The following is a 2,741-nucleotide window of genomic DNA, read 5'->3' on the forward strand; positions in this document are numbered from 1 at the left end:
ATGGTCGAGGGAATCAACAATAAACTTAAACTAATAAAACGGAGAGCCTATGGCTTGAGAAACTTTCGGAATTTTTGGGTTAGAAGTATGTTGTCTTGGCATCTTGTATGTTGATTTAGCATAAAGAGTAACGAAGAGCCATAATTCATAATTCCCTCTCCCTTCTAGTCTTAACGGGTTACTCCATCCACCACCGGACGGATATCGCTACCCTCAAAATAGCCGGGGTTGCCTGTCCAGTTGAAATCCGAGACACGGATGTTGAGTATTCCCAACTGCAGCACGGGGTTATAGCGCAAAATTAAACTATAGGTGCGACGACTCCATTCGAGAAAATATTCTGTACTGATTTCCTTAGCTTGATCGATACTATAAATACTCTGGAAACCCACGCGAATCGGACCATATACCTGTTGAGTTATACTATATGAGATTGTTTGTTGATCAACAAAGCGATCGAAGAAAAAGGGTGATTGTCCGTTGACTAAACCCTGACTAAAACTGATATTAAACCCAGTATAGTCGAGAAAATTGCCGGAAAAACGCCCAAACTGTCCTAATAATCCCACGGTTCCCGTGACGGAATTTTGCGTCTCTCCATTGGTGTAATAACTGGTGACACCAGTGACACCGGTGACAAGAGCAATATAGGGTTGAACGGGAACGGGAGAAAATCTTAAACCTTGGTCGGGAGTCGGTGGTAAAGTAAGGGCAGACCAGAGTAAAAAACTGCGATTGAGGGAGACAGCGCCCTGAAAACGGCTTAAATTAGTAACATTATCCGTTGCATTGGCCGCTAAGAGATTACTGCGATCGGTGGGTGCGTTAACATTCTGAACAGAAGCTTGATAACTGAGTCTAATATCCGTATTCGGGACGACAATCACAGGTGAGGTCAAAATTGCACCAAAACTGCTATTAACCGTCTGAAACCCTAAAGAACCGTTAAAGAGACGCTCGCGATAATTGTACTCCACATTGAGCAGATAGGGATCCTGCAACTGTCCGATCGTCTGTTGAAAGCGAATTTTAGAACGAACACTATTTTCGATCTGTTCCAAATCTAAATTAGAAAAAGAAGCTGTCGCTTGCAAAAACGAGCGCTCGCCAAAATTAGTGGCAAAATTGCCCAATAAACCAAAAGCTTTCGGACTAAGGGCCGAAACTTCCCCACCTCCAGGGTTAGCTGAGGGAAAAGCATCGGGATTAAGGACTTTTTGAATTAAATATTGCGGTGTCAACTCAAAAATAGTCTTCGGTGTCTCCACTAAAGTTAGGGGACTTTCTACGAAAAATCCGCCCCGATCCTCCCCATCATAGCCCGGAGCAATTAAAAAAGGACGACGACGACGGCGATCGAAAGTGAGACTATTAATAAAAGTGGGTGCCACTACCCGTTGATCGAAAACCAACTGGGAATTACTCATCCGCAACTCATCGGTAAAGGGGCCGCTACTGCGAAAAGTGGCGGAATTAGCCCGAACTTCCAACTCAGGAGGGGAAAAAGGGTCATTAGTCAGACGCACATTAGTGGCATTCCACACCTTACCATCAAAATTCAAGCGTTCGGCCTGAAAACGGACACGATTAATCGTTCCCCCCGATGGACTACTAATATTCTGTCGATCGCGCCGACTGGGATCCTGTCCCCCGACGACAAATTGAAAACCCTCTCCCGTGGTAATTCTCTGCAAGGGTTGATTTAATGCCAAACGATCGGTTAGGGTTGCAAAAGAACTACCGGCCCCCACATCCGTGGGCAGCGTTTGCCCTAAATCCCTAGCGGTGCTGGGTTGAAAAATCTCCCCATTAGCATTAAATACCACACCGCTATCCTGGACGAAATAATATTCAAAGCGATCGCCGCGCAGGATTTGATCTCCCCGGGTTAGGATCACCTGGCCCTCCGCTACCGCTAACTTTTCGGGAAGATTAATCTGTAAGCGATCGGCCGTTAGTACACTTTGGGCAAAACGCAGGGTGACATTACCTCTAGCGGTGATAATCTGCCGATTTTGGTCAAATTCCTGCTCATCGGCCACCAATTCCATGGGTCTTTCCCCTTCTGGATTAGCGGCCTGAGCTAGGCCGTTATTGAGGGAAATCAAGTATTCTTGGCTGGTTTTTTCGCCTTTTTTCCGCACTAATAGCCGAGTTGAGCCATTTTTCTGGTTAAGAGCTTTTTGATTTAATCCTGAAACTATCTCGGTTTCGGGATGAATGGTGACACCAACGGCCGCGGGGGGTGGAGAATTCTGGACAGAAAGGGGTTTTCCTAAAGCTGCCGCATCACCCGCACTGCTAGGTAATGGTTTTAAGGGAATACCCTCATCGGGAACCAAGGGTTTTACCTCGACGGTTTCCGGGGGTGGAGTGACGGTGAGGGGAATAGAAACGCTCTCTTCTGAAGGCTTTTTTGCCTCTAGAGGTGCTGGGGTGACAGGGAGGGGAACTACAGACGTGGGACTATTTTCAGAAACTTGGCGCTCCTCTGTTTCGGGTTCAGCTACAGTATTAATCAGGGCAGGTGGTTCAACAGCTAAGAGAAAAAAAGACATGACTGCACGAGTCGGCGATCAAAATAGAGGACGAGCGAACCTCATTGACATCCTCGCCGCCCTAAAAGTGCGGCGATTCCTAAACCTCACGATTTAAGTTTCTGCTTCCACCACCGTCGCATACCACAGTTAAAAAACCATGTACTGTCTTACACAGAGTCCACAGACTTTCGCCCCATTTCA

Annotated in this window: 2 protein-coding genes; one reads left to right on the forward strand and one right to left on the reverse strand. The window is 46.6% G+C overall.

The genetic code is table 11. The annotated features are described in order from the left end of the window. Window positions 1-114, forward strand: a 114-nt coding sequence (locus O9295_RS16730) for a transposase (protein ID WP_071824397.1), incomplete at its 5' end; no start/stop codon positions are given. Between the two features lie 56 nt (window positions 115-170). Here O9295_RS16730 and O9295_RS16735 read toward each other — a convergent pair. Then, window positions 171-2,558, reverse strand: a complete 2,388-nt coding sequence (locus O9295_RS16735; protein ID WP_288033979.1) for a DUF3769 domain-containing protein — start codon at window positions 2,556-2,558, stop codon at window positions 171-173. Between the last annotated feature and the right edge of the window lie 183 nt (window positions 2,559-2,741).

Source organism: Microcystis sp. LE18-22.4A (assembly GCF_027531105.1).
Taxonomy (GTDB): domain Bacteria; phylum Cyanobacteriota; class Cyanobacteriia; order Cyanobacteriales; family Microcystaceae; genus Microcystis; species Microcystis aeruginosa.

Bases quoted from the DNA above. Each gene is read 5' to 3' on its own strand.
- O9295_RS16735 (WP_288033979.1), bottom strand. From the start codon at position 2,558: ATGTCTTTTTTTCTCTTAGCTGTTGAACCACCTGCCCTGATTAATACT.